At 70.2% G+C, this 25555-nt stretch carries 22 protein-coding genes; 13 read left to right on the forward strand and 9 right to left on the reverse strand.

Annotated elements, in window-relative coordinates:
- The first annotated feature begins 9 nt into the window (after positions 1-9).
- Positions 10-1167, forward strand: a complete 1158-nt coding sequence (locus PGH47_RS42440; protein WP_271668342.1) for an acyl-CoA dehydrogenase family protein — start codon at positions 10-12, stop codon at positions 1165-1167.
- Positions 1168-1333: 166 nt separating this feature from the next.
- On the opposite strand, the gene PGH47_RS42445 is transcribed toward PGH47_RS42440, so the two are convergent.
- From PGH47_RS42445 to PGH47_RS42460, 4 genes are all read right to left on the reverse strand, one after another.
- Complete coding sequence (locus PGH47_RS42445; RefSeq protein ID WP_271668343.1) at positions 1334-1930, reverse strand: GTP-binding protein; 597 nt, start codon at positions 1928-1930, stop codon at positions 1334-1336.
- Complete coding sequence (locus tag PGH47_RS42450; protein ID WP_271668465.1) at positions 1917-2261, reverse strand: DUF742 domain-containing protein; 345 nt, start codon at positions 2259-2261, stop codon at positions 1917-1919. The genes PGH47_RS42445 and PGH47_RS42450 overlap by 14 nt, the downstream gene beginning before the upstream one ends.
- Before the next feature lie 85 nt (positions 2262-2346).
- A complete protein-coding gene (locus PGH47_RS42455) occupies positions 2347-2766 on the reverse strand; it encodes a roadblock/LC7 domain-containing protein (protein WP_271668344.1) in 420 nt (139 codons plus the stop codon).
- A 203-nt stretch (positions 2767-2969) separates the two neighbouring features.
- Positions 2970-5426, reverse strand: coding sequence for a sensor histidine kinase (locus tag PGH47_RS42460; protein WP_271668345.1), 2457 nt, complete (start codon positions 5424-5426; stop codon positions 2970-2972).
- Between the two features lie 565 nt (positions 5427-5991).
- Here PGH47_RS42460 and PGH47_RS42465 point away from each other — a divergent pair.
- Positions 5992-6171 carry a hypothetical protein gene (locus PGH47_RS42465; RefSeq protein WP_271668346.1) on the forward strand — a complete coding sequence of 60 codons (180 nt, stop codon included), beginning with the start codon at positions 5992-5994 and terminating at the stop codon, positions 6169-6171.
- 110 nt (positions 6172-6281) lie between these two features.
- Here the strand turns inward: PGH47_RS42465 and PGH47_RS42470 are convergent, their stop codons facing one another.
- Together PGH47_RS42470 and PGH47_RS42475 are read right to left on the reverse strand one after the other, a co-directional pair.
- Complete coding sequence (locus PGH47_RS42470) at positions 6282-6566, reverse strand: hypothetical protein (protein WP_271668347.1); 285 nt, start codon at positions 6564-6566, stop codon at positions 6282-6284.
- 472 nt (positions 6567-7038) lie between these two features.
- Positions 7039-7830, reverse strand: a complete 792-nt coding sequence (locus PGH47_RS42475; RefSeq protein ID WP_271668348.1) for an SDR family NAD(P)-dependent oxidoreductase — start codon at positions 7828-7830, stop codon at positions 7039-7041.
- Positions 7831-7922: 92 nt separating this feature from the next.
- Here PGH47_RS42475 and PGH47_RS42480 point away from each other — a divergent pair, with 92 nt between their 5' ends.
- The gene (locus PGH47_RS42480) at positions 7923-8516 is read left to right on the forward strand and encodes a TetR/AcrR family transcriptional regulator (RefSeq protein WP_271668349.1); all 594 of its coding nucleotides are present in this window, start codon (positions 7923-7925) and stop codon (positions 8514-8516) included.
- Positions 8517-8617: 101 nt separating this feature from the next.
- Here the strand turns inward: PGH47_RS42480 and PGH47_RS42485 are convergent, their stop codons facing one another.
- The 3 genes from PGH47_RS42485 to PGH47_RS42495 are packed head-to-tail and all read right to left on the reverse strand — an operon-like array spanning position 8618 to position 11410.
- A complete protein-coding gene (locus tag PGH47_RS42485; protein ID WP_271668350.1) occupies positions 8618-9457 on the reverse strand; it encodes a 3-keto-5-aminohexanoate cleavage protein in 840 nt (279 codons plus the stop codon).
- A gap of 1 nt (position 9458) precedes the next feature.
- Complete coding sequence (locus PGH47_RS42490) at positions 9459-9857, reverse strand: acyl-CoA thioesterase (RefSeq protein ID WP_271668351.1); 399 nt, start codon at positions 9855-9857, stop codon at positions 9459-9461.
- A 50-nt stretch (positions 9858-9907) separates the two neighbouring features.
- Positions 9908-11410, reverse strand: coding sequence for a sodium:solute symporter (locus tag PGH47_RS42495; protein ID WP_271668352.1), 1503 nt, complete (start codon positions 11408-11410; stop codon positions 9908-9910).
- 198 nt (positions 11411-11608) lie between these two features.
- Here PGH47_RS42495 and PGH47_RS42500 point away from each other — a divergent pair, with 198 nt between their 5' ends.
- From PGH47_RS42500 to PGH47_RS42545, 10 genes are all read left to right on the forward strand, one after another.
- Positions 11609-13186: a PucR family transcriptional regulator gene (locus PGH47_RS42500; RefSeq protein WP_271668353.1), complete on the forward strand. Its 1578-nt coding sequence runs from the start codon at positions 11609-11611 to the stop codon at positions 13184-13186.
- A gap of 359 nt (positions 13187-13545) precedes the next feature.
- Complete coding sequence (locus tag PGH47_RS42505; RefSeq protein ID WP_271668354.1) at positions 13546-14808, forward strand: ParA family protein; 1263 nt, start codon at positions 13546-13548, stop codon at positions 14806-14808.
- On the forward strand, positions 14805-15890 hold the full coding sequence (locus PGH47_RS42510) for a ParB/RepB/Spo0J family partition protein (protein ID WP_271668355.1): 1086 nt from the start codon (positions 14805-14807) through the stop codon (positions 15888-15890). Before PGH47_RS42505 ends, PGH47_RS42510 begins: the two co-directional genes overlap by 4 nt.
- 204 nt (positions 15891-16094) lie before the next feature.
- Positions 16095-17597, forward strand: coding sequence for a family 43 glycosylhydrolase (locus PGH47_RS42515; RefSeq protein WP_271668356.1), 1503 nt, complete (start codon positions 16095-16097; stop codon positions 17595-17597).
- Between the two features lie 347 nt (positions 17598-17944).
- Positions 17945-18754: a DeoR/GlpR family DNA-binding transcription regulator gene (locus PGH47_RS42520; protein WP_271668357.1), complete on the forward strand. Its 810-nt coding sequence runs from the start codon at positions 17945-17947 to the stop codon at positions 18752-18754.
- A gap of 297 nt (positions 18755-19051) precedes the next feature.
- On the forward strand, positions 19052-19972 hold the full coding sequence (locus PGH47_RS42525; RefSeq protein ID WP_271668358.1) for a carbohydrate ABC transporter permease: 921 nt from the start codon (positions 19052-19054) through the stop codon (positions 19970-19972).
- A complete protein-coding gene (locus PGH47_RS42530; RefSeq protein WP_365111399.1) occupies positions 19972-20922 on the forward strand; it encodes a carbohydrate ABC transporter permease in 951 nt (316 codons plus the stop codon). Before PGH47_RS42525 ends, PGH47_RS42530 begins: the two co-directional genes overlap by 1 nt.
- A gap of 93 nt (positions 20923-21015) precedes the next feature.
- Entirely contained in the window at positions 21016-22356 is a 1341-nt protein-coding gene (locus PGH47_RS42535) for an ABC transporter substrate-binding protein (protein WP_271668359.1), read from the forward strand.
- A gap of 211 nt (positions 22357-22567) precedes the next feature.
- A complete protein-coding gene (locus PGH47_RS42540) occupies positions 22568-23557 on the forward strand; it encodes a MurR/RpiR family transcriptional regulator (protein WP_271668360.1) in 990 nt (329 codons plus the stop codon).
- 171 nt (positions 23558-23728) lie between these two features.
- Positions 23729-25480 (forward strand): glycoside hydrolase family 35 protein, encoded by a 1752-nt coding sequence (locus PGH47_RS42545; protein ID WP_271668361.1) that lies wholly within the window; start codon positions 23729-23731, stop codon positions 25478-25480.
- The last annotated feature ends 75 nt before the right edge of the window (positions 25481-25555 follow it).

Below are 25555 nucleotides of genomic sequence, written 5' to 3' on the forward strand. Positions count from 1 at the left end.
TGGAGCACCATGAACACCCTGAACGAGCCCTGGCCGCTCAGCGACGAGCAGCGCGAGGTCGTGGCGCTGTGCCGTGCCTTCGCCCGCAGCGAGATCCGGCCGCGCGGCCGTGACGTGGACGAGGCGGACGTGCAGACGCCGGTCGACATCTGGCGCCGGGCCGCGAAGGTCGGCATCACCGACTTCATGCTGCCGAGCGAACTGGGCGGCGGCGGCTTCACGGACGTCTTCACCCAGTGCCTGGTGCAGGAGGAGCTCTGCTACGGCGACCCCGGCATCGGCAACCTGCTGTGCTCCAACGGCTTCTTCGCCGACCCGCTGCTCGCCCTGGGCACCGAGGAGCAGCAGCGGCGCTGGCTGGGCCCGCTGATCGGCCCGGACGCCCCGATGACGTCGCTGGCCACCACCGAGCCGGGCGCCGGCTCGGACGCCGCGTCCATCACCACCCGCGCCGTGCGGACACAGGGCGGATACCTGCTGAACGGGCAGAAGGCGTGGATCTCCAACGCGGGGGCCGCCCGGTTCTACGTGATCTTCGCCAAGACCGATCCGCACCAGCGCTCCCGCGGCGTCACCGCCTTCCTCGTACGCGCCGACACCGAGGGCCTGACGGTCGGCGAACCCATGCGGAAGATGGGCCAGCGCGCCATCGTCTGCCGCGAGGTGTTCCTCACCGACGTGTTCGTCCCCGAGGAGGACCGGCTCGGCCCCGAGGGCGCGGGCTTCGTGGGGCTGATGCGGACCTTCGACATCTCCCGCATCGTGCTGGGCGCCGCCTCCGTGGGCGCGGCGCGCGCCGCCTACGAGTACGCGCGTGACTACGCCCGCACCCGGGTGCAGTTCGGCCGGCCGATCATCGAGCACCAGGCGGTCGCGTTCCGCCTGGCCGACATGGCGAACCGGATCGAGGCCGCCCGGTTGCTCGTCCTGCGGGCCGCGCGGGCCGTGGACGCCGGGCATGACGTGACCGGGCTCGCCGCGATGGCGAAGCTGACCGCCTCCGAGACGGCCATGTTCTGCACCTGGGCCGGTCTGCAGACCATGGGCGGCTGGGGCTACTCCCGCGAGTACCCGATGGAGCAGTGGATGCGCGACGCGAAGCTGGAGGAGATCGAGGAGGGCACGTCCGACATCATGCGGCTGGTCGTCTCCCGCCACCTTCCCTGACGGTGAGCCATGACCGCGCGACCTCGCTGAGCACTCAGTCCCTTGTCTTTGCGCAGATGAGAGGGCCACTGGGCGCGGACAGGGACTCAAGGGACCGGGATCTCGATATAGGTGACGGGTAAGGAAGGGGCCGCACCGACCGCGCGGCCGGGACCAGGTGCGGCTGTCAGCCGTGCGCGGCGCTGATCAGCCGGTCGATCAGCGCGACGAGCACGTCCCGGCACGAGCCGCGGTCCCGCGCGTCGCACAGCAGGACCGGCACGTCCGCCGACAGCGCGAGGGCATCGTGGACGGCCTCGACCGGGTAGGGGTGCTCGCCGTGGAAGCCGTTCACAGCGACGACGAACGGAAGGCCCCGCTGCTCGAAGAAGTCGATGGCCGCGAAGCTTGAGCGCGGTCGGCGCACGTCGACCAGCACCACCGCACCCAGCGCGCCGAGCGCCAAGTCGCTCCACATGAACCAGAAACGCTGCTGGCCCGGTGTTCCGAAGAGATACAGCACGAGATCGCCGGAGACGGTGATCCGCCCGAAGTCCAGAGCGACGGTCGTGGCTTCCTTCTCCTCGATGCCGACCAGGTCGTCCACGCCCAGGCCCGCCTCGGTGAGCGGTTCCTCGGTGCGCAGGGGCGCGATCTCGCTGATCGAGCCGACCATGGTGGTCTTGCCCACGCCGAAACCACCCGCGATGAGGATCTTGACCGCCTCCGGTGACGAACGCCCGGTCACCGGATCGGCGGTCTCAGCGGTCTCAGAGGCTGTCAAGGCACTTCCTCACTCTCTGAAGCAATTCCAGACCGGGGCCCACGCGGGAGACAGGGTGCGGTGGGCGAACGACGACGCGGCCCGCCTCCAGCAGGTCGCTCAGCAGGATGACGACCACGCTCACCGGGAGGTCGAGCCGCGCGGCGAGCTCCACGACGGCGACGGGCGCGGCACACAGCCGCAGGATCCGCCCGTGCTCGGGCTGTGCCCGCACGGCCCCTTCCGGCCGTGTCCCCTCCGGCTGCGGGTCCGCCGCGGTCACCGTTGTGATGAGCGTGAAGTCGGCGCGGCTCGGCCGGGTCCTGCCACCGGTCAGGGCGAACGGCCGCACGAGCCGGCCCTCCGCGTCGCCACGGCCGTCCGTGCCGCCCCGCCCGGCCGCGGCGTCCGGGCCCGCCCTGTCGTCCCGGTGCACGTCAGACCGCGGGTCCGGCCACGCGCCGCGGGGCTGCGGTGAGGTGCTCGCCGATCTTCTTCACCAGCAGGTTCATCTGGTACGCCACGACCCCGACGTCGGCACCGGCGCCGGTGAGCACGACCAGATGCGCGCCGGGGCCGGCCGAGGTGAGGATCAGATAGCCGTTGGCCATCTCGATGAGGGCCTGGCGTACGGGGCCGCCGTGGACGTCCGTGCTGATGCCCTTGCTCAGGCTCATCAGGCCGGAGGCGGTCGCGGCCACACGCTCGGCGTCGTCGCGCCGGAAAGCGGTGGACCTGCTGACGACCAGTCCGTCCTCGGAGAGCACCACGGCATGACTCACGTGGGCGACACGCTCCACGAGTCCGGTCAGCAACTGGTCGAGCTGGGCGTGAGTGGTGGGGCTGGGGTGGGTCATGAGGTGTTCCTTGTCGGCGGGCGGCGGGCGGCGGGCGGTGCAGGTCGGCGGCTGCGGGGCCGGCCGGGGCTCGGGGGTCGGTGTGTGTCGGAGGGAGTCGATGGGCTCGGAAGCGGGGCCGGGGGGAGGTGGGAGAGGGGGCTGCGCCGGGCGGCCGCACCACCGTGGCCGTGCCGGCGCCGTCGTGGGGCTGCCGGGCGGCGTCACCGCTCCGTGGCGGCGTCCGCGTCCCGGGCCCGGAGGGTGCCGCGCTGGAACCCGGCGAGGGAGGCGCCCGCGGCCTCGGCGCTGAACTTGGGCCAGGTGTCGGCGGGTTCAGCGGTCCACTCGTGTGCTGCACCCCCGGCGGCAAGGCTGGTCCGGGGCACCCGACGGGGAAGCGGGACGAGGTCCTGGCCGTGCCGCGTACCCGCGTCGGGAGGTTGCGCGGAGCGCCGCCCGGACACCGCCGGGCCGAGGGTGCCCGGCGCCGGACCAGGAGGCAGGGGCGGGAACTCCGAGCGCTCGGAGCCCGGAGCACCGACCGCGGCGACGCTCGGGGCGTCGGCCGTCGTGGCGGCCGGGGTGACGACCGTCGCCGTGCCCGCGACGGCTGTGGGGTCCGGTGCGCCGCCCCGCACGGGGCCTGCCCCAGCGCCGGCAGCCGTCGCCGGGCCTGGCACCCCGGTCGTCGCCGGGCCTCGTACCCCGGGCCCTCCCGGGTACGCAGCCGTCGCCCGAGCAGGCGCCGTCCCGGAGTCCCGCACCACGACATGGCGGGGGATCAGCACGAGTGCCGTCGTACCGCCGTAGGGCGAGCGGCGCAGCGTGACGGTGACACCGTGGCGGTGGGCGAGCTGCGAGACGACGAACATGCCGAGCCTTAGATCCTCCGCCAGCGCCACGACGTCGAACTGCATGGGCTGCGCCAACTGCGCGTTGAGGGTGGCGTAGTCGTCCTCGCCGAGCCCGAGGCCCCGGTCCTCGACCTCGACGGCCAGACCCATGGCCACCAGGGTCGCCCGTACCGTGACGGGGCTCGGCGCGGGCGAGTAGGCGGTGGCGTTGTCGATCAGCTCGGCGAGCAGGTGGATCACGTCGGCCACGGCCGGCGGCGCCAGCGCCACCTCCTCCTCGGTGTGCATCTCCACCCGCTGGTACTCGGCGACCTCACCGATGGCGGCGCGCACGATGTCGGTCACCGCGACGGGCTCGCTCCAGGTCCGGCCCGGCCGTTCGCCGCTGACCACGACGAGGTTCTCCTCGTAGCGGCGCAGCTGACTGGCGATGGAGTCCAGTTCGTACAGCTCCTTGAGGATCTCCGGGTCGCTGTGCCTGCGCTCCAGCGTGTCGAGCTTGCCGAGCTGCCGGTTGACCAGGTTCTGGCTCTGCCGCGCGATGCCCAGGATGACCTTCTGGAAACCGCTGCGGGTGCGGGCGAGTTCGACGGTGGTGAGTACGGCGGTTCGCTGCGCCGTGTTGAACGCCTGGGCGACCTGGCCCAGTTCGTCATACCCGTACTCCAGCGGTTCGGTCGCGGACTCCGCGTCGACCTTCTCGCCCCGTTCCAGCCGGGCCACCACGTCGGGCAGCCGTTCCTCGGCCAGATTCAGGGTGGCCTTCCGCAGCCCGCGCAGCCGCCGCGACAGCGATCGGGTGATCCGCCAGGACATGCCGGCGCACAGCAGCAGGGCGAGCAGGCCGCCGGCGCTCTGTGCGGTGGCTGTCAGCACCAGCCCGTCGGCCCGCTCGGCGCTGCTGTGGAGCAGCGCGTCGGTCTGCTGCCGGATCGCCGTTCCGTAGCGCGTGGCGACCTCCGCGGTGGCCGCGTCCCACCGCTGCTGCCCGCGCGGCAGGTCGATGTGCCCTTCGCCGCCCGGGTGATGGGCCTTCAGTACCTGGTCCTCGATCTCCCTCAGCGTGCGCCACTGCGGGCTCCGCACATCCTGCCCGGTTTCGAGACCGGCGGCGGACAGCATCGGTTCGAGCTGGTCCTCGGCCAGCCACCGGCGGGCATGGGCGAGCTTCGTGAAGTCGGCCCATCCCTGCTCGTCGAACCGCCCGGACGGCCGGGCCAGGGCGAGCCGCGCGTCCTGACGGGACAGCAGTTCCGCCGCCTGCAGAAAGGCGAAGACGAGGTCCGCCTGTGAGGTCGGTTCATCGCCGTCCACCTGGGAGAGCAGCCCCTGGTAGGCCTGGATCTGCGTGTCGAGCATCGAGTCGTACCGCGCGAGGACCTTCTCGGCGGTGGTGCCGGCCGGGTCGTCCACCTGCTCCCGGATGGACCGCACGTCCTCCAGCGAGGTGAGCCCGGCTTCCAGCAGGGGAGCGATCTGCCTCGGCACCTCGGCGAACGAGTCCTTCTGGGCGGTCAGTCCCGCCAGCGCCGCATCGGTCCGGACGCGCTGTTCGTCGAGGGCGGCCCCGGGGGTGCGCGGCGTGGCCAACCGCGAGGCGGACAGCTTCCGCTCCCGTTGCAGGGCGAGCAGCACGTCGGCGCCGCGGTTACCGGTGGTCCGGCTCAACTCCGTCTGGGCACGCAGCCGCAGCCCGTCGGAGCGGATCTCCACGCTCGTCATGCCCCAGAAGGCCGCCAGGGTGATGCTGGGAACCAGCGCCAGGAGAATCAGCGAGAGCCGTATGGAGCCGAGTCGGCGCCGGGCACCAGTCCATCGAGACATCGTGGTCCTAAGGCGGATCGGTCGAGGGGGACGAGACGCGTGGAGGGCGGGAAGGGACGCGGGGGTGGGGCGCCGGCCGGCTCCGTCACGGGGGTGGCCAGATGTAACCACACAACGGTGCCGGAAACGGTCGCCCGTGACGGGGTGACGCAGTCCGCCCGACGCCCTGACACGCGCCTTTTGCGGGGCGCGGAGCGGCGCTCGGGTGCCTCGGCCTGGCGTTCGCCGCGAGCGGCTCCCGGCATGCGCCGACCGGGGAAGAGCGAATCGGACGCCGCGCGGGGCACAACCGCGCACACTTCTTGACCAATTGCTCGGGCCTCAGGGGGCGTTCACGGTGTTCGCCGTCCACGAGGTGGAAGCCGCGTGCCGCTCTCCCGGCCGGCCCACTGCTCGTCATGTCGCGTCGGAGGGATCCGGGCAGTTGTCGCCGAACACCTGGGAGTGCCATGTGCCGCCGCTGGGGGTGTCGAGCCCTTTCGCACCGGATACGCGGTGAACCCGGCGTCTGCTACGACCGGATGTGGCTCTCGGCGAGAACATGCCGAGGCTCTCGGGGTTCACCGTGAGACGGCGACGCCACGGCACGGGAGCGGGCCGGCGCACCGGCACCGGTGCCGTGGCCGAGCGGGTCCGGCAGGAGCTGACGCCCCACGGGGTCCTGGTCGACCCGAGCGGCAGCCTCGCCGACCGGTCCGAGAACGCGGACGACGCGAGCCGTCGTCACGTCGCGGTGGCGGAGTGACCCTGCTGCGGTCGTGGTCGCCCCTGCCACTGAGCGACCGAAGCGACCGAAGCGACCGGGCCTCGGACATGTCGAGGACGACTGCGCCGCGCTCAGGGTGCCCGGACCGGCTACGGCGCCAGCGGGAAGGACTGCCAGAGGCTGGCCTTGGCTGCCGACCAGTCGGGCTCCCAGCCGGGCCGCAGACCGCGCGCTCCCCAGCCGCTCGGCCACATGAGGGGGATCTGCAGCCCGGCCTCATAGGCGTAGCGTGCGTCCTTGTAACCCCGGCGCGCGAGGCACACCGCCTCCGCCCTGGACGATGCCTCACCGGTGAAGACGTGCACCCCGCGCATGGCCGGGTCCTGGCTATGGCATATCGGAACAGTGACCTGGAAGAACTCCTGCTGCTCCATGACGGCGGCCTCCTTTCCGTCGGGGCGGTCGGGGCCGCCCTGCTCGGACTGCGCTTTCCATGCTCCGACGGAAATTGCGAAAACGGCCCGGGGAAATTCCCTAGACCTTCGAGTGGCGGCCCGTTCATCGGGAACTCGGCGTCGTCCAAGGCTCGACCGTGCGTCATGATCCCTACGGTGGTGCTGTCCGGGCGCAGGTCGCACGGGGCCTTCATAGGCGCCGGGCGCGTCGGGAACGACGATGTCGCACGACACACCGCGGGACTCAGGCCGTCCTGGTGGTCCGGAGGCACGGTCGACCGTCCGGACGGACCCGGCCCGGAATCGACCATCGGCACCGTCATCGTCGAGGCCTGGGCTGCCGGGCGCGGCGCCCTCCTCACACTCGGCCGGGCACGCCGGTTCGCGGCACTCAATCACCTTGAGCGGGCGTGTGGTTGACCCGATCCTGGTCAGTGGGCGTGGCTGTGGATCAGCCCTGCAGCGCGCGTCCGGCCGTGGCGAGGACCAGGCGTCGTGGTGCGAACCGGGGTGCCCAGGCGGACAGACGGTTCGCCAGGCCCGCGACGACGCTGGGCGGAGTGCTGCGGCGCTCCAGAGCGCGCCGCGCGGCCGTCACCACCTGCGTGGGAGTGGAGAAGCGCCCGACCGCGGCTTCCCTCGTGCCGACGACGTCGAAGAACTCGGTGCTGACCGGCCCCGGCGACACCGCCAGTACGCGCAGTGCGGACCGGCGGGTCTCGTACGCCAGCGCCTCGGTCAGGCTGAGGACGAAGGCCTTGGTCGCGCCGTAGACCGCCATGGCCGGGGTGGGCTGGTAGGCGGCGGTGCTCGCCACCGTCACCAGGGCGCCCCTGCCGTCGGCCACCAGATCCGGCAGGAACGCGCGGGTCAGGTCGGCGACCGCGGTGACGTTGACCTGGATCATCCGGGTGATCGTGTCCGGCTCCTGGTCCAGGACCGCGCCGTGACTGCCGAAGCCGGCGTTGTTGATCAGCGTCTGCACCGCGATGCCGCGCTCGTCCAGTTCCGCCTTGAGAGCCGCTCCCGCGCCCGGCCGGGCGAGGTCGGCGGCGATCGGCGTGGCGGTGACGCCGTGATCGCGTTTCAGGGTGCCGGCCAGTTCCTCGAGACGGTCCAGGCGCCGGGCGACGAGCACCACGTCCGCGCCGCGTTGCGCCCACTGGCGGGCGAATTCCTCACCCAGGCCGGCACTGGCCCCCGTGATGAGGGCCGTGGTTCCCCGGTAGGACATGCTGGTCATGGTCGGTGCTCCGCTTCCTGCGGTGAGTACGACACCCGTAATGTAGGCATGTGACATCATTGTAGTCAACCGACAACATCGGAGGGATCGGCGTGAGCGACGGCTCCTACCATCACGGCAACCTCAGGGCCGCCCTGCTGGAACGGGCCGAGACCGTACTGGCCGAAGAAGGGCCGGCCGGGCTCTCCCTGCGCGGCCTCGCCCGGGACCTCGGTGTCAGCCATGCCGCACCCACCCGGCACTTCCGCGACCGAAGGGCGCTGCTCGACGCCCTGGCGACCACCGGTTTCACCGAGTTCAACCTGCGGCTGCGAGAGGCGGCGCAGGGCCGGGGCGCGGTGGAGGTACGGCTGGCGGCTCTGGGCCGGGCCTACCTGGACTTCGCCGTCGAGCGGCACGCGCTGCTGACGCTGATGTTCGCGGCCAAGCATGAGGACCGCCCCGGCGAGGAGCTTCACGAACTCGGCCATCAGGCCCTGCAGACCACCTCCGAGCTGCTCGCCGAGGCACAGCGGGCCGGGGTGGTGCGCGCCGGCGATCCGGTGCGGTTGGCTCAGGTCGCCTTCTCCACCGTGCACGGACTGGCCGTCCTGGCCGCCGGAGGCCTCCTGGACGACACCCCGCTCTCCGAGGCCACGGACCTTGCTCTGGACGTCCTGCTGACCGGGCTGCGCCCGCAGGGCTGAGAGCGCGATCGGGCTCGAATGCGGGGCGGGCGCCCACGGCTGTCAGCTTCCCGGAGGCCGAGGCCGAGGCCGTGACCGATGTGCTTGTCGCGGACCCGTCGTCAGGGTGCGCCGACTCGCATCAGCTCCCGGGCCTGGCCGGTCGTGGCGACCTCACGGCCGAGGGTGGCCGCCAGTGCCGCGAGTCTGGCGACCAGAGCCTCGTTGGAGGGCGCGAGCACGCCCTTGCTGATGTGGGAGACGTCCTCCAGCCCGGTGCGTACACCCCCGGCGCCCCGCAACAGGGCCAGGGCCAGCATGCGTTCGTGGTGGCGGCCCACGCAGGTCACGGTCCAGAAGGTGTCCGCCGGCAGGGGGCGCAGCATCGCGTCGAGGGCCTCCGGGCTCGCGTCGATCCCGCCCGGCACGCCGAAGACGAGGTTGATCCGCAGCGGTGCGGGCAGTACGCCCTCGCGCAGCAGCCGGAGTGCGGCGATGACGTGCCCGACCTCGAATGCCTCGACCTCCAGGGCCGTGTGCTGGGCGACGGCCCGGGAGATGATCTCCCGTCCTGCCGCGGGCGAGGTCACGAAGGTGCCCTCGCCGAAGTTCATCGAGCCCGTCTCCACACCGCACAGGTCCGGACCTGCCTGGAGCCCGCCGAGCCTTTCGTCGAGCGTCATCTCGCCCGAGCCGCCCGTGGAGACGTTGACCAGCGCGTCCGGGGCGCTCTCGCGGATGCGGCCGATCGCGTCCTGGAACAGCTCGGGGCGACCGCTGGGCGTGCCGTCGTCCTCGCGGGCGTGGAGCGCGACGATCGCCGCGCCCGCTTCCAGCGAGCGCAGACTGGAACGGGCGATCTCCCGCGGTGTGTAAGGGACGTTGGGATTGTGCTCGCGGGTGACGTCCGCGCCGGTGATGGCGGCGGTGATGACCACGGGGCGGGCGTTCCAGTCGTGCATGTCAGCCGTCCTTCCTGAGTGTCGAGAGCGCGTGGCGCTCATCGGGGGTGAGTTCACGTGCCGCGCGCCGGGCGTCGTCCCACAGCACGAGTACGAACGTCGACGACACGGCCGTCTCGCCGCCCCGCATGAGGCGTTCTTCGATCCGCAGGCTGGTGCGGCCCGGTTCCAGGGCGTCGAGCCGGTATTCGACATGGCTGCCCCGGGGGCGGAGTTCCCGCACGTAGTCGATCGCGCAGTGCCGGACGACGACCTGCCTGGGTTCGATGCCGCAGGCGGAGAGCACCGCGTCGCGGCCGACCTCCAGATAGACCAGGACGGTGCTGTGGTTGACGTGGCCGAGAGCGTCGATGTCCGGCCAGCGCACCTGCACCTGGTGCGTGGTGGACGGGCAGGTCACGGCGGCGGTCGACCGTCCTGCGGCACGACGGTCAGATGTGTCGGAGGTTGTCAACTGCCACCGTTTCCGGAGGTGATGGACACGCCCGCCGGCTCACCGCCGTGGGGCGCCGTCCCCGGTGCGGACGCGGGAGCGTGTCCGGCGAGCCGCTCGCGCCAGGCGTCCAGGATCGCAGCGTCGGTCGGTCGAGTGGCCAGGGAGACGAGGACGTAGGCGACCAGGGACGTCAGCAGGCCGTAGTAGATGGGCTGGTTGGCCAGGATGCCGTGGGTCGCCATCAGCACGATGACGGTGATGCCGCCTGTCGCGGTCGCCGCGAGCGCGCCCTGCACGGTGCCGCGCTTCCACATCAGTCCGCCCAGGATCGGGACCAGGAGGCCGCCGACGAGCAGGTTGTAGGCGACCGTCAGTGCCTCGACGACGTTGTTCACCGCGAGGGCGGCACCGATGACCAGTACGCCCATCGCGACGATGAAGGCACGGTTGCCCTTGACTTCGTCGTGCGGTTCGTCAGAGCCGCGGACCACGCCCCGCAGCCGGGACCAGATGTCGTTGTTCGCGACGGTGGCGCAGGCGATCAGGGCACCGGAGGACGTCGACATCACGGCGGCGAGAGCGCCGGCCAGCACCAACCCGCGGACGCCGACGGGGAGTGCGTCCTTGACGACGGTGGCGAACGCGTCGTCGGGATTGCCGAGCTTCGGGTACAGCACCTTGGCCGCCGTACCGACGACCGCGCCGGCAACGGCGTAGGCGAGGCAGTAGGTGCCGGCGATGGTGCCGCCCCACTTGGCCGCCCTGTCGCTGCGGGCGGTGAAGACGCGCTGCCAGATGTCCTGCCCGATCAGCATGCCGAACGTGTAGACCAGCACATAGGTGAAGATCGTCTCGCCGCCGATGCCCAGCGGATCGAAGTACTCGCTGGGCAACTGCGCCTTCATCTCGCTGAATCCGCCGGCCTTGACGACGGCGATGGGCAGCAGCAGAAGCAGCACGCCGATGGTCTTCACGACGAACTGGACCATGTCGGTGAGCGTGATCGACCACATGCCGCCGAGGGTGGAATACGCGACGACGATCGAGCAGCCGAGCACGATGGCGAGTGTGCGGTCCACGTCGAACAGGACGTCGAAGATCGTGGCGTAGGCGACGGTGGACATCACCGCGAGCATCAGCGTGTACGCCCACATGACCACACCCGAGATGACGCCGGCCCGGCCGCCGTAGCGCAGGTCGAGCATCTCGGAGACGGTGTACACGTTCAGCCGCGCGAGGCGTGCGGAGAAGAACACCGACAGGGCGAGCAGCCCCAGGCCGATGGAGAGCACCATCCAGGCACCGGACAGGCCGTACTGGTATCCGAGGCCGACCCCGCCGATGGTCGACGCGCCTCCGACGACGATGGCCGCCATGGTCCCGGAGTACATGCCGGCTCCCAGACGGCGGCCCGCCACCAGGAACTCGCTTTTCGACTTGGCGCGGCGCATGCCCCACCAGCCCATGGCGAGCATGCCGCCCAGATAGACGACGATCACTGTGTAGTCGACGGCCATGAGGGCCTCCTTCGCTCATCGGCTGGGACGTCTCGTGATCTTGAGATTGCTCGGGAAATCCACAGCAGGGGTATCCGCCGTACTCGTGGCGGCTTTTCTGGATCCCGGCACCGTCCGACAGTAGGTGGCTGAAAAACGATTGCGAAGTGTATGTTTCACACATTTCCAGTTCGCCGGAATGGAAGGAATATCCCGCTGATGCCTGCCATAACCGATGCAGTTCGCACACCGGCGTTTTCGGTGCCCCTCGCCGCGCTTCTGTCCCGTGACGATCTGGCCCTTCGTCTCGCGGTCGCCCCCGATGTCCCCGGTCTGGTGATCCACGGCGCACACGCCTCGGAGATGTCCGACCCGTATCCGTACCTCCTGGGCGGCGAGCTGCTGCTGACCGCCGGGCTGCACATCGCCGAGCGGACGGGAACGGCCGCAGGGGAGGGGGATCTGCCCTGCTCGGGCGAAGCCGACGACCTCTCGGACTACTTCGACGACTACGTCCGCAGGGTCGTCGCGGCCGGGGGCGCCGCGCTCGGCTTCGGCTTGGCGCCCGTGCACGACACCGTGCCGCAGGCCCTGGTCGCAGCCTGCGAAAGGCACGGCCTGCCGCTGCTGGAAGTGCCGCCGCAGACGACGTTCGCAGCCGTGGCCCGTGCGGTGTGGCAGCTGATGGCGCAGGCCCGGCTGGAGGAACTGCGGCGGGTTTCGCACGCCCAGCAGAGCCTGGTCACGGCGGCTTCCTCCCCGGACCCGGTGCCCTCGGTGCTGCGCCGGCTCGCCGCCCGCCTCGGCGGCTGGGCGGCGCTGTACGGATCACGTGGCACGGAGATCATGTCCGCAGGCCGGGAACCGCCGGAGGCGGGCCGAGTCGCCCTTGCCGACCTGGCCTGTCTCCTCATCGGTCACACGTCGTCGACCGCCACCGACACCATCGGCGGCGTGCACCTGTCCGCCTACGCCCTCGGGGCGGGCGAGGACGACCTCGTGCTCGGCTTCGCCACCGAGCACCGCGAGTCCGGGGACCAGACCATCGCCTCCGTCGGGGCTGTGCTGCTCGCACTGCTCACCGGCGGCCGGCACGGCGACACCGGCGCCGCCCGCACCTCGGCGCTGGTCCGGCTGCTGCTGGGGGCCGGCCCCGAAGAGGTCGCGCCGCTGCTCGGCGGCCAGGAGTGGGTCGTCGTCCACGCACGGCCCGACTCCGGGGTGGTGGACCCGGCCGCCGCCGGCCGGCTGGGGGCCGCGCTCGGCTCGGCGCTGGTCGACGCCGCGGGCGGTGTCGGCGGTGCTGCAGGCGCGGGGGGCGGCGGCGACGTCGTGCGGATACTGCTGCCCGCCTGCCACGAGACGTCTCGACAGCCCGGCTGGACCCTGGGCGTCAGCGCCCCCGTCGCGCCACGGCACTGGGCCGCTGCCGAAGCCCAGGCCGCCCGCGCCCTGACCCGTGCCCTCGGCACCCGCACCGCGCTGGTCAGCCACACCGCGTCGGACGTTCTGATCCATCTCGCCACCGACGCCGGGAGCGAGGCGCAGGCCCATGCGGTGCTGGCGCCGGTGCAGGCCGTTCCGGCCCTCGCCGGGACCCTGCGCACCTGGCTCTCCCTGCACGGCAGCTGGGACCGCACCGCCGCCGCCCTGTCCGTTCACCGCAATACCGTCCGCCAGCGCATTTCGCGTTGCGCCGACCTGCTGAACGCCGACCTCGACGATCCGGATATCCGAATGGCATTGTGGTTCGCGTTGCGCCGGGCATCCGCCGGCTGCGGTTCGACCCCTTCCTGAGTAATTTGCAATGGACAATGCTCATGAATTCTGAGCATTGTGTTCTGCTGGGCCGGGCATTCATTCCGGCTCGGGGACCGCTTTCACGGGGGCACCGACAACCGCACCGGCAGCGCCCCGCCGCGGGGCCGGCTGTCGCCCCAGGGGCCGGGTCGGCTCCGCCGGCAACGTGTTCCTGGCCCTCGATCGGTTGACCGCGCCGAACGCGTGATCGGACCGTAGGGCGGGAGGCCACTTCGTAGTCGCCTCCGGAGCTGATGCGTGCTGACGGGTGCTGACGGGTGCTGACACACCAACAGGTACCCGAAACTAACGTGTCGGAGCGGCAATGGATCTTGCGCGTTAGTATGGTGTCTCTCATGACTTCGCCAGCCACGCCCAGCGACCGCGAGAAGGTCGTGTCCAAACTGCCGGCCTGGCTCCGGCAGAACCTCAAAATCAGAGCCGCCCAGCACGGCGTCGAGATCCAGGTCGCGGTCGAACAGGGCATCAGGGACTGGTGCGACCTGGCCGCCACCACGGCCTCCGTCGACACGTCCGGCGCCGACTCCTTCTCCACCTTCCTGCCGCCGGGCCAGTGGGAGGAGTTCCGGCAGATCTCCGCCGACCGGCGGGTCTCCCTCATCCAGGGCCTCGCGCAGTCCATCCAGTTGTGGCTGGATTCCAATCCGGCTCCGGATGTGGCGCGGCCGGAGTTCACCCGGCGCATCGTGGTGTGCAACCAGAAGGGCGGGGTCGGCAAGACCGCCATCACGGCCGGCCTCGGCGAGGCACTCGCCGAGGACCCCAACGCGCTGCACTCCGTCCGGGTCGCCAAGGCCCTGACGAAGGCGCTGCGCGCGAGCGAGAGCCAGACGGGCGAGGCGGAGCAGGACAACCCGCTCGACATCGAGAGCCTGCCGGGCCCCGGACTGAAGGTGCTGCTGGTCGACTTCGACCCGCAGTGCCACCTCACCAACCAGCTGGGCGCCGCGCCCCTGCCGTTGAACGGTGACAGCCTCACCAATCACATGGCGGGGGATCCCAAGGGCGACCTGCGGGACCTCATCGTCTCCATCGACGACGACAACTTCGGCGGGCGGCTGCACTTGTTGCCGGCGTGCAACGACGCGTTCCTGCTCGACGTACGCCTGTCGGCGGTGCGGGCGCGGGAGTCGGCGCTGGAGCGTGCGCTCGCCCCGCTCGAACCCGACTACGACGTCATCATCGTCGACTGCCCGCCGAGCCTCGGCCTCAGCATGGACGCCGCCGCCTACTACGGGCGTCGCCGTGACGGGGAGAAGCCCGGTCTGTCCGGCGCCCTGATCGTGGTCCAGGCCGAGGACAGCTCCGCGGACGCCTATGAGCTGCTCACGACGCAGATCGACGACCTGCGCGGCGACCTTCAGGTCGACATCCACTACCTCGGCATCGTCGTGAACCTGTATGACTCGCGCCGCGGTTACATCGCCACGTCCTCTCTGCAGGGGTGGGTCGACATAAAGGATCCGAGGGTCGTGGGGCTCATCGGGGATCTGAAGGAACAGAAGGAAGCGGTCCGAGTGAAAATGCCCCTGTTGTCGTATGCGCCGAAGTCCCAGCAGGCGATCGGTATGCGTGCGCTGGCCCGGGAGGTGCTGTGAGCAAGGCCGACCAACTGGGTGCGGGCCGGTTCGGCGGGGGAGTGCGACCGGTCAGTGCCCGCCGCCAGGCCGTGGCCGCCGCGACCGGGGTCCCGACCGAGGGTGTCGCTCCCCCGACCGAACTCCCGCCCGACCGCGTCAGTCTCAACCCGGACAATCCCCGCTCCAGTCTCGGTGACCTCACCGACCTCGCCGGCAGTCTGCGCACCCACGGTCAGAAGCAGGCCGTCACGGTCATGAACCGTGACGCGTACATCAAGGCCAACCCGGACCGGGAAACCGACCTGGAGCCCGACACCAGCCACGTCGTCATCGACGGCAGCAGCCGGCTCGCCGCCGCCCGCGAAGCCGGCCTGCCCGTCATCAAGGTCATGGTCAGCGACGACCAGGGAACCACCTCCGAGGAACTCCTCGAATCAGCACTCGTCGCCAACATCCACCGCCAGGACCTCGACGAGATCGACGAGGCCCGAGCCCTGCAACGCCTCCTCGCCATCCACGGCAGCCAACGTGCCCTGGCCAAACGACTCCACCGCTCCCAGGGCTGGGTGTCCCAGCGCCTCGCCCTGCTCAACCTCACACCCCAACTCCAGTCCCGCATCGGCGAAGAGCCCATCGACCTCCTGCGCGCCATCGGCAACCGCCCGCACGCCGAACAGGAAGCGGCACTGGAGGAACTGAAGGCGGAGCGAGTACGCAAAGAGACAGAGCAGTTCGCGGCCAGGGCCCAGCCGCCCGCGGACCAGGCAGCCGCGCCTGAGGAACCTGCCACGAGCGATGACAGTGACCATGGCGTGACCCCTGAGCGTCCGGCGCAGGAGCCGCCAGGATCCCAGATCCCGCAGCCGGAGGACGACGACACGTCCGACCCTGCCGAGGCGGCGCCGGCGGTCCCCGTCCAGGCACCGTCGGTCGAAGCGGATGACGACGAACCTGCCAGGCAGCCCAAGCGATTCCCGTACCAGGACGGCGCGGACGCGGCCTGGTTCCTGATCCAGAGGATGCCGCCGGCGGAGTTCGACAGGATGCTGGATCTGCTGATCAAGCACAGGGAGAGCCAGGAGGCCGTCTCCCCCACGTGACGGAGACAGCGGCAGGCGAGCACAAGTCGGATGCTCCGCTACCGCAGTTGTGCGGAAGGGGCCGGCCCCACCCCGGGGGGCCGGCCCTTCCGTTCCTCTGCCCCGGACCCGCAAGGGTGGAAATTTATTTCACGCAGGGGTCGAATCGGCGTCGTGCGTGATAATTCTTTGCGCTGACGGAGTTGTCATCGACCGAGGAGCAGCATGAGCCCCTACTTCCGCGTCACGCGTCTCACCACCTTGGCCGCCGCTGTCGCCCTGGCCCTCACGGGTGCTTCCACACTGCCCGCCCAAGCCGCGGAACCCTCGTCCTACGTGGCCAACGACACCGTCTGGAAGGACACCGACGGCAACCCGATCCTCGCCCAGGGCGGCAATGTGCTGAAGGTGGGCGGCACGTACTACTGGGTGGGCCAGGGGATCGTCCGCGGCGAGGCCAAGGCGCTCAACCTGTACAGCTCGACCGACCTGGAGAACTGGAAGTTCGAGAACGCCATCCTGGAGCAGGACGGCTCCAAGCCCTACCTGAACTATCCCTATTGGCTCGGCCGCCCCCAGCTCCTGCAACGCCCGGACGGAAAGTTCGTCGTGGTCGCCGAGGTCAACAACGGCGACCGGAACCGCAACCAGATGCTGTTCGCGACCAGCGACACGATCGACGGCAAGTACACGCTGACCGGCGACCCCAAGGAGGTCAACGGCAACACCACCGGCGACCACTCGGTCTTCGTCGACGGCGACAAGGCGTACCTCGTCTACGTCGGAGACCTGGGCAGGGGCGAGGACAAGCAGTTCAACCAGACCCTGAATGTGGCCCCGCTCAACGATGACTGGACCGGGGTGGAGCCCACGATCTACAGCGAGTGGTACGCCCACAAGGAGGCGCCGGCCATCCTGAAGGCCAACGGCAGCTACTACCTGTTCGCCTCCGGCATGGACAACTGGAACGCCACGCCCACTTCCTACCGTGCCAGCACCACCCTCGGCGGCTGGGACAAGAGCACCGCGTGGAAGCAGGTCTCGACACGGCCTTCCTCCGGCAACTCCTTCGGCACACAGTTCGAGCAGGTCATCCCCGTGGTCGGCGCGGGTGGCAAGACGTCCTACCTGTACAACGGCGACCGGTACTCGCAGTTCTATGGCGACACGACCACCACCGCCCCGGGAGGCGTCGGCCTCAACGCCTGGTACCCGCTCACCTTCGAGAGCGGCGCCCCCGTCCTGCACGGCTACACCGACGTCGACGTGGACACCGCCGCCGGCACCGTCACCGGCAACCCGGTCGCCAACGGCCGCTTCGACCAGGACGTCGTCGGGACGAGGATCCCCCAGTGGAACACCTCGAAGGCCAACGGTGCCGCCAAGGTGGAGGAGTCCGCGCTCGGCGACAGCCGCCGGCAGCTCACCCTGTGGGACGACGCCGCCTACACCTCCTGGGTCAGCCAGGAGGTCAGCCTCCCCAACGGCACCTATGAGGTCTCCTTCGACTACCGCTCCTCGGGCGGCCAGAACAGCGCCTACTTCGAGGTGAAGGGACACGGGGGCGCGGCGGTCCCGGTTCAGCTCAACACCAAGCAGGACGCATGGACCACCAAGAAGGTGACCGTCACCGTCTCGTCCGGCAAGGTGAACCTCGGCATCTGGGCCGACGGTCCGGCGAACAAGTGGCTCAACATCGACAACGTGGCCATCTGGCCCGCCGGCTGACCGGGGCGGGCGCGCCGGCGGGCGGAGCCTCGGCCCGCCGGCGGCATGATCACCGGCCTCACCCGCGGCATCGACGTATCGAGGCATCGAGGTATCGCGACGATCAGTCCCCGCCCGACGACGCCCTGTGACGGCGCGGCGCGGGCACGGGGCGTCCTAGGGAGTTTCCCTGTTCCGTCGGGAGGACGGGCGGGGTGAGGCTGGTGAGCAGTTGAGAACGCTCGGCTTCGTTGATCACTTCGCAGGAAACGCGCAGCTGAGCGAGAAGGAACACGGACAAAGGGTTTCAGGGTGTGTTCCGTGTGGTTCCACGCACGGCACGGCCGATCGACGCGGCGGAGTGACAAGTGAGTTACCGGACACGCGACGCGCGTATCTCGCGCATCCTCATCCTCCTGGCGCAGCGCGGGGAGTTGCAGGTCCGTTTCCTGCCGACCGTTCTCGGTGTCTCCGGGGCCACGGTCCGGCGGGACATGGCCGTGATGGAGGAGAGGGGCCTCATCCGGCGCTCCTACGGCAAGATCGCCGCGGCGCGGCGCGGCGCCGAACTTCCCGTGAGTCTGCGCCGCTCGCACAACACCGAGGCGAAGCGGCGCATCGGCGCCCTGGCCTCCTCCCTGATTCCGTCCCGCCCGCTCACCATGGCCCTGAGCGGTGGCAGCACGGTCGGCTTCGTCGCCAGGAGCCTGGCGGGCCGGCCGGACCTCACCGTCGTCACCAACGGCCTCGACACGGCGACCACGCTCATGGCACGGCAGATGGTCCATGTGGTGGTCACCGGTGGCACCGCGAGTCCGCTGTCCAACGACCTCGTCGGCAGGGCTGCCGAGAAGTCACTGCGCTCCTTTCAGTTCGATTTCGCGGTCGTGGGCGCGGACGGCGTCAGCCCGGAGGCCGGGTTCACCCGGCACAGCGCCCACAGCGCGGAGATCGACCGCATCATGCTGGAGCAGGCGGAGCACAAAATAGTCGTTGCCGACAGTTCGAAACTCGGCAGGGTTCATCACGCCCGGATCGCCGATGCCGGGTCCATCCAGACCCTGGTCACGGACTCGCACGCGAACGTGGAAATGGTCGCCTCCCTCCGGAAGTTCGGGGTGGACGCGACCCTGGTCGTCATTCCGTCGGCCGCGAGGGGCAACGGCGTCCGCTTCTGACCGCGCCGCCGAACGAGCGGGGTCGATCTCACGTCGGGGACCGGGCGAGCGACGGACGGCTCGTCGTCGCTCGGCGCAGCGACCGATGAAATCCCCAGGCCAGAGCGGCTCAGCGGCGGGTTCAGCGACTCAAGCGACTCTCGTCGGCACATGCCGAGCCGACGGTTTGATGAAAAAAATTATCACGCAGGCTATCCAGGCGACCTATCTCTGAAATAAATTTGAATCCTCGGTCGGCCGTCGCCTCTCCAGGGCGCCCATCGCACCGTGACATCCCACAGCAGCACTGGAGTACCTATGAAGCAGAGGTCGGCTTCACCGCCGCCGGCCCCGCCCGTCGTCCGGCGGCGGCCCTTGCGGCAGCGGCTGACGGGGTGGGCGTTCGTCCTGCCCTTCGCCATACCGTTCCTGCTGGCTGTCGTGGCCCCGATCGTGTACACCGCGGGCCTCAGCCTTTTCCGGGAACGCCTCATCGGCGGAGTGAGTTTCGTCGGACTGGGCAACTACCGTGAGCAGCTGAGCGACCCGCGATTCTGGGACGGCATCACCCGCGTCGGGATCTTCCTCGTGATCCAGGTCCCGCTCATGATGCTGTTCGCGCTCGGCGCCGCCCTGGCCCTCGACAGCGCCCGGCTCTACGCCCCGTCCGTGTTCAGGCTGGGCATCTTCCTGCCCTACGCCGTACCGGGTGTCGTGGCCTCGCTGTTGTGGGGCTACATCTACGGAGCGCAGTTCGGCCTGGTCGGTGACATCAAGGAGATGTTCGGCGTCGCCCTGCCCGACCCCCTGTCGAGCGCGCTCATCCTGCCGTCCATCAGCAACATCGGCCTGTGGCTCTACGTCGGCTACAACATGCTCGTCTTCTACGCGGCGCTCCAGGCCATCCCCTCGGAGCTGTTCGAGGCGGCGAGGATCGACGGGGCCGGCACCTGGCACGTCATCGTCGGCATCAAACTGCCGGCCATCCGCGGAACCCTGGTCTTCACCACGATCTTCTCGGTGATCGGCGGATTCCAGCTCTTCAACGAGCCCAACATCCTGCGCGACATGGTGCCCAACGTGATCAGCACCGACTTCACGCCGAACATGTACGCCTACACCCTGTCCTTCGCCGGCCAGCAGTACAACAGCGCCGCAACCGTCGCCATGATCATGGGACTTGTCACCGGTGTGGTCGCCTTCGTGGTGCAGCGCCGCGGGATGAAGGGGGCCGTGTGATGCTCACCCGCGAGCCATCGGCCGAACTCTCCGGGCCCGCCGCCCCGCAGACGCGCCGCGCGACGAAACGCCCCACCGCCCGCCGGCGCCAGGTGCGCAACCAGCCGCGACGGCAGCGCTCGCTCGCCCTCACGGTCCTGATGACCCTGCCGCTGCTCTACAGCCTGTTCCCCCTGGCCTGGCTGTTCATCAACTCCACCAAGTCGCTGGACGACCTGTTCTCCGGCTTCGGACTCTGGTTCGGGGACGACTTCGCCCTCTGGGACAACATCGTCGGCGTCCTCACCTACGACGACGGCATCTACGGCCGCTGGTTCGCCAACACCCTGCTCTACGTCGCCGTCGGTGCGGGCGGCTCCACCCTGCTGGCCGCGCTCGCCGGCTACGGACTGGCCAAGTTCGACTTCCCCGGCCGCCGGGCCGTCCTCGCCGTCGTGCTCGGCGCCGTCGCCGTACCCGGCACCGCGCTGGCGGTGCCCACGTTCCTGCTCTTCAGCAACATGGGCCTGACGAACACCCCGTGGGGCGTCCTGATCCCCCTGCTCGTCACCCCCTTCGGCCTCTTCCTGCTGTTCAGCTACGCCAACGAGGCCGTGCCCAACGAGATCCTCGACGCCGCACGGGTGGACGGCGCCGGCGAGTTCCGCATCTTCTTCACCATCGTGATGCGCCTGCTCTCGCCCGCACTCGTCTCCGTCTTCCTGCTGGAAGTGGTGGGCGCCTGGAACAACTACTTCCTGCCGCTCATCATGCTCAGCGACCCCTCCTGGTTCCCCCTGACCGTGGGCCTGAACCAGTGGAACGCCCAAGGGTCCAGCGCGGAGGGCGAGTTCGTCGCGAACCTCGTGCTCACCGGCTCGCTCATGACGATCGTCCCGCTCATCGTCGTCTTCCTCTGCCTCCAGCGCTTCTGGCGCTCCGGGCTGGCCGCCGGCAGCACAAAGGGCTGACCCCGCTCGCGCGAGCCCGCGCAGACCCCGCAACGACCCCGAACGACCGGAACGACTCGAACGACCCGAACCACCCAGTGAAAAGAGATCAAAGTGAACAGATGGCCGCGTCATCGCAGAACGACTTCTCTCCTGCTCGCCGCCGCGCTCAGCGCGGTGACCCTGTCCGCCTGCGGCGGGGGAGGCGACGGTGAGTCGGCTTCGAAGACCGTCACCGAGGAGGAGATCCAGGCCGCGCTCGACAAGCCGACCGAGCTGACCGTCTGGTCCTGGTCCACGAGCCTGCCCGACGTCGCCGAGGCGTTCGAGAAGGAGCACCCGAAGGTAAAGATCAAGGTCGAGAACGTCGGTACCGGCGCCGAGCAGTACACCAAGCTCCAGAACGCGATCAAGGCGGGCAAGGGCGCGCCCGACCTCGCCACGGTCGAGTACAACGCCATCCCCCAGTACGCCCTGACCGGAGCGCTCGTCGACCTGAAGAGGTTCGGCTTCGGCGACCTCGAAGACCAGTTCGACCCCGCGGCGTGGGAGAACGTCAATGTCGGCGGCGGTCTCTACGAGCTCCCGCTGAACGCCGGCCCGATGGCGCTGTTCTACAACAAGAAGACGTTCGACAAGTTCGACATCAAGGTCCCGACCACGTGGGACGAGTACATCGAGGCGGGCCGAAAGCTCCAGAAGGCCGACCCCGACTACTACATCAGTGCCGACAACGGCAACGCGGGACTCACCGAGAGCCTCATATGGTCGGCCGGCGGCCGCCCCTTCAAGGTGGACGGCGACAGGATCTCCGTCGACCTGAAGGACGCCGGCACCAAGAAGTACGCCGACATGTACCAAGAGCTCCTGGACGACAAGCTGCTCTCGCCCATCGCCGGCTGGAGCCCCGAGTGGTTCCAGGGTCTGACCTCCGGAAAGATCGCCACGCTGACGTCCGGGGCCTGGATGGCCGGCATCCTCAAGAGCAGCGTCCCCGACGCGTCCGGCGACTGGCGGGTGGCCCCGATGCCCTCCTACGACGGCGAGTCCACGACCTCCGTCAACGGCGGCAGCAGCCTGGCGATGATGGAGCAGGGCGACAAGCAGGCCGCCGCCGCCGCGTTCCTGCGCTATGTCAGCGCCGAGAAGGGCGCGGACATCACCCAGGCGACGGGCTCCTTCCCCGCCCGCAGCAAGGTGCTGCAGTCGCAGGAGTTCCTCGGCGCGAAGGACGAGTACTTCGGCGGCCAGCAGGTCAACCGCGTCTTCGCGGACTCCCTGGCCGACGTGGCCGAGGGCTGGCAGTACCTGCCCTACGACGTCTACGCCGTCAGCATCTTCAACGACAAGGCCGGCAAGGCGTACACCGGGGACAAGACGCTCCAGGAGGGGCTGAACGACTGGCAGCAGGAGCTGGTCAAGTACGGGAAGGAAGAGGGATTCACCGTCAACTAGACCGGCCCCTGGTGGAGTCGGCCGCCGTGCCGCGGCGGCCCTCCGCGAGGCCGTGGACCGATCGTCCGATGCGGGCCCCGAGCCCCCAGAAGGGTAGAGTGTCGTGCGGTGTGACACCGGCCGAGGTGATCCCTCCGGCGGTTCGACCGAAGCAGCCATTCCGTCCGGCGAGCGTCGAGACCGCCGCGGCCGACCCACAGTGGAGCAGCCCGTGAGCCGCGACTCGGACTCAAGCCGTCCCCGCTCCGGATCCCGGTCCTCGCAGAACGACGTACCGGTGCCCGCGGTGAACGGCGAGCGGACCGACGGTGTGGACGAGGCCAGCCCGCTGGAGCTGCTCCGCACGTCTCTGCCGCACCTCACCGGCGCCAAGCTGCGGGTCGCGGAGGTCATCCTCAGGGACCCGGCCGTGGTGGGCCGCAGCTCCATCACCTGGCTCGCCGGCGAGGCGCACACGTCGGCGGCGACCATCACCCGGCTGTCGACGGCGCTGGGATTCGACGGATTCCCCGAACTGCGTGCCGCGCTCGCCCGCGAGCACGGCCGCGGTGTCCAGGCCGGCTGGGAGAAGGACATCGGCTCGGCCATCACACCGGACGACCCCGCCGACAAGGTCCTCAGCACCCTGGCGGCCAACCAGTTCAGCGCGGCACGCAACGCCATGGCCGCGGTGGACCTCGACGCCATGGCGAGGGTGGCGGACCGCATCGTCTCCGCGCAGCGGGTGCAGCTCTTCGGCGAGTGGGGCGACGCGCCTCCGGCGCAAGAGCTCTATCTGCGGCTGTTCCGCATCGGCATCCCCGTCTGGTACGACGAGGGGGCCTACTTCGCCCAGGTCGGGGCCAGTCTGCTGGCGCCGGGCGACGTGGCGCTGGTGATCTCCAGGTCGGGCGAGAGCCCGATCGCCATGAAGTTCGTCGAGGTCGCCCGTGAGCACGGGGCGCTGACGGCGCTCGTCACGGGCGATCCCCACTCCTCCCTCGCGGCCGAGGTGGACGAGGCGCTGCACACCGGCACCGGGGTGGGCGGTTCCTGGACGGACTACTTCGCCGGACGCTCCAGCGACTCCCTCGTGGGCGCGCTGCTGTGGGCGCTCGTCGCACAGCGGGTACCGGACCGTATCTACGACCGGATGAACCAGGGTGACGCGCCCGCGCCGCGCAAGCGCAGCCAGGGCATCTTCGACGGCCCCATGAACTGAAAACCGCGCCGGTCGCCGTACGGCGCCACGCGCATCGCCGGGCCGGCGCCGCACTTCGCGACGGCCCCCACCCCGCCGCGGCACCACGGCGTCCCGGCGTCTTGACCTCACCCCCGGCCGCGCGCCGCGCTTCGTCGTACCCACGACACGATCAGAGACCGAGACATCCTCATGCCCGAACTGAGCATCGCCGAAGACGGATTCCACCTCGACGGCCGGCCCTTCCGGATCATCTCCGGCAGCCTCCACTACTTCCGGATCCATCACGAGCAGTGGGCCGACCGTCTCCGCAAGGCCCGGCTGATGGGCCTGAACACGGTCGACGTCTACATCCCCTGGAACCTCCACCAGCCCCACCGCGACGGCCCCCTCGTCCTCGACGGGGGCCTGGACCTGCCCCGCTTCCTCGACCTCGCCGCCGCCGAGGGCCTGCTGGTGCTCCTGCGCCCCGGTCCCTACATCTGCGCCGAGTGGGAGGCGGGCGGCCTGCCCGCGTGGCTGCTCGCCGACCCCGATGTGCGCCCGCGGACCTCCGACCCGCGTTACCAGGAGCCCGTCGAGCGGTACTTCGAGCTGCTGCTGCCGCACATCCGCCCCCGGCTGGCGACTGCCGCCGGACCTGTCGTCGCGGTCCAGGTGGAGAACGAGTACGGCGCCTCCGGCCTGCGGGACCGGGCCCACCTCGACCGTCTCGTCACCCTGCTGCGGGAGGGCGGCGTCGACGTCCCCCTGTTCACCTCCGACCAGGCGCGCGACCTGGCCGACGGCGGCGTTCCCGGCGTGCTGCGGACCGTCAACTTCGGCCGTGGCGCGAGCGAGCACCTGCGCACCCTGCGCGAGCACCAGCCCCGAGGGCCGCTGATGTGCGGCGAGTTCTGGGCGGGCTGGTTCGACCGATGGGGCGGCGGGCACAAGACGCGGCGTGACGAGGAGGTGCGCGACACCCTCGACGAGATCCTCGCCGCGGGCGCCTCCGTCAACATCTACATGTTCCACGGCGGCACCAACTTCGGCTTCACCAACGGCGCCAACGACAAGGGCCACTACCGGCCCACCATCACCTCCTACGACTACGACGCCCCCCTTGACGAGGCGGGCGACCCCACCGGCAAGTACCACCTCCTGCGCGAGACGATCGCCAAGTACGCGCCCGTGCCGCAGGAGCCCGTCCCCTCCGCCGGCGCCAAGCTGGCCCTGAGCGGGGTGCGCCTGCCGCAGCGTGCGTCCCTGCTCGCCCAGGCGGGCACGCTCGGCGGACCCGCACGGCGCGCGCAGAGGCCGCTCTCCATGGAGGAGCTGGGCCAGGCGTTCGGCTTCGTCCTGTACGAGACGCGGCTGCCGTCCGCCGGCGAGGGGGTGCTGTGCGTCGGTGATGTGCGCGACCGCGCACAGGTCTTCGTCGACGGACAGCCCGTGGGCACCCTGGAGCGCGAAAACCACGAGCAGGCCCTCAGCCTGCGCTCGCCGGCCGCCGGGGCGAGGCTTGCGGTCCTGGTGGAGAACCAGGGGCGGGTGAACTACGGCTCGGGTCTGCGCGACGCCAAGGGCCTGGCCGGACCGGTCACCTTCGACGCGCGGCCCCTGTCCGGCTGGACCTGCACCCCGCTGCCCCTGGACACCCTGGACGCCCTGTCGTTCTCGCCCGCGCCGGTCCAGGCGGGCCCGGCCTTCTTCCGGGGCACCTTCGAGGTGGCGGAGCCCGCGGACACCTACCTGCATCTGCCGGGTTGGACCAAGGGGAACGTCTGGGTCAACGGCTTCCCGCTGGGCCGTTACTGGTCCCGCGGGCCACAGCACTCCCTCTACGTTCCGGGGCCGGTGCTGCGCGCGGGTGCCAACGAGATCGTGGTGCTCGAACTGCACGGCGCGCGCACCGACATCGTGGACTTCCGCGACACCGCCGACCTCGGGCCGGCCGAGTAGCTGGTGAAAATAATTTGCAGAGAAGATGTATATGATCAAGCTTGGTGATAATGTCTTTCGGATGGGGGTTTCCGG

Source organism: Streptomyces sp. HUAS 31 (assembly GCF_028198125.1).
Lineage (GTDB): Bacteria > Actinomycetota > Actinomycetes > Streptomycetales > Streptomycetaceae > Streptomyces > Streptomyces chartreusis.